Annotated in this window: 2 protein-coding genes and 1 pseudogene; 2 read left to right on the top strand and 1 reads right to left on the bottom strand. The window is 73.3% G+C overall.

The annotated features are described in order from the left end of the window. Positions 1–236 (bottom strand): annotated as a pseudogene (locus tag ABYE80_RS20775) (hypothetical protein); the annotation flags it as partial. A 93-nt stretch (positions 237–329) separates the two neighbouring features. On the opposite strand from ABYE80_RS20775, the gene ABYE80_RS20770 reads away from it, so the two are divergent. After that, complete coding sequence (locus ABYE80_RS20770; protein WP_372792345.1) at positions 330–1,199, top strand: alpha/beta fold hydrolase; 870 nt, start codon at positions 330–332, stop codon at positions 1,197–1,199. 52 nt (positions 1,200–1,251) lie between these two features. Further along, positions 1,252–1,504 (top strand): SDR family NAD(P)-dependent oxidoreductase (locus ABYE80_RS20765; RefSeq protein WP_372792343.1); only part of this gene is annotated, 253 nt, incomplete at its 3' end.

Raw genomic sequence — 1,504 nt, 5'->3', positions numbered from 1 at the left:
GTGCCGACCGCGGTCCCGAACAGGAGTCCGCTCACCCCCGCGAGCACCGGGCCGGGCACCAGCAGCATCCCGAGCACCGCGGAGATCGGCACGTAGGCCACGGGCGCAGCCGGCCCGAACGCGTCCACCCAGTCGCGCACGTCCTGCTGCTGCACGACATCGAAGACCCAGAACGCCGACAACCCGACGACGAGGAACGCGACGAGCACCCCGAGTCGCGCGCGTGGACCGAGCATCGCGACGGACAGTAGCGGGACCACCACGCACCCCCTCCGGGTGGTGCCGCCGCGACACCTGCACCGCGCCACTCGTCGACTACGGTCCCGCCCGTGCCCGACCCCGAAGAGCTCCGCATCGACGCCAACGGCATTACCTTCGGCGCCCTGTCGTGGGGGGCCCAGGACGCCCCGCTCGCCCTGCTCATCCACGGCTACCCGGACACGGCGTGGACCTGGCGACACCTCGGCCCCTACCTGGCCGAGCGCGGCTGGCGCGCCGTCGCCCCGTTCACGCGCGGCTACTCCCCCACCTCCCCCGCCCCGTCCGACCGGTACCGCATCGCCGACCTCGCGGACGACGTCCTGGCCCTGCACGCCGCGCTGGGCGGCGACGACCGGGCCGCCCTGATCGGGCACGACTGGGGAGCGATCACCACCTGGGCCGCGAGCACCAAGGCGCCCGACCGCTTCGCGCGCTACGTCGGCATGTCGGTCCCGCCGCCGGTCGCCCTGCTGAAGGCGTGGACGTCGCCGCGCACGCTCGGCGTCGCCGCCCGCCAGCTGCGCATGAGCTGGTACCTGGTGTTCAACCAGCTCCCGATCGCCGAGCGTGCGCAGTCGCGCGTCATCCCGCGGCTGTGGCGGGACTGGTCCCCGGGCTACGACGCCACCGAGGACGTGCGGCGCACGCTCGCCGCGCTGCAGCACCCCGAGCATCTGCGGGCCGCGGTGCGCTACTACCGCAACAACCTGCAGGGTGGGATCAAGGCGCTCTTCACCACGAAGCCGGGGGCACCCGTCCTGTACCTCCACGGCGAGCGCGACGGCTGCATCCAGGCGGCGCTCCCGCAGCTGTACCCCGAGCTGTTCGTGACCGGGAGTCGTATCGAGGTCCTCCCCGGCGCGGGCCACTTCCTGCAACTCGAGCAGCCGGACGTCGTCAACGCGCTGATCGCGGGCTGGCTGCAGCGCGCGGACTGACCCGGCGCCGCGACACGGACCACCCGCACGGCCGCGGCATAGAGTGGCGCCCATGTCCCTCAACGGCAAGGTCATGTTCATCTCGGGCGCCAGCCGCGGCATCGGCCTGGCGATCGCCCTGAAGGCGGCGGCGGACGGGGCGAGCATCGCGCTCGTCGCGAAGACCGCCGACCCGCACCCCAAGCTCGAGGGGACGATCTACACGGCCGCCAAGGCGATCGAGGACGCAGGCGGGCAGGCGCTGCCGATCGTCGGCGACATCCGCGACGGCGACTCCGTGGCGTCTGCCGTCGCTCAGGCTGTCG

The sequence above is a fragment of the Paraconexibacter sp. genome (assembly GCF_041602235.1).
In the GTDB taxonomy this organism is placed as follows: Bacteria; Actinomycetota; Thermoleophilia; order Solirubrobacterales; family Solirubrobacteraceae; genus Paraconexibacter.
This window is presented reverse-complemented; position numbering and strand designations above follow the sequence as displayed.